Genomic DNA, 289 nt, shown 5'->3' on the forward strand with positions numbered 1-289 from the left:
CGGCAGCTCTCCTGGTACTAAAGTAAAGCTTCCTGTTATTTTTGCAACGTTCGTAATGGTTCCTGATGACGGGATGTTTGTAACTGTCGCTTGAAACGTCACGATAACTGTTTCTCCAACTGGTATATCTCCACCTCCAAAGCCAGTAATCGGATTTAAGTTTGGTTGCGGGGCTCCATTTATAGTTACACTACTTGGTACAAATGACGCTCCTGCTGAAATCGTATCAATAAACTGAACCTCAGTAGCTGTTACTGTTCCTGTATTCGTTATTTGAACTGTATACGTT

The 289-nt window shown here is 41.9% G+C and carries 1 protein-coding gene; it reads right to left on the reverse strand.

The annotated features are described in order from the left end of the window. A partial coding sequence (locus ACSG5Z_RS31535; RefSeq protein WP_435712921.1) for a hypothetical protein occupies window positions 1–289 on the reverse strand: 289 nt, incomplete at both ends.

The organism is Bacillus pretiosus (assembly GCF_051294775.1).
GTDB classification, from domain to species: domain Bacteria; phylum Bacillota; class Bacilli; order Bacillales; family Bacillaceae_G; genus Bacillus_A; species Bacillus_A wiedmannii.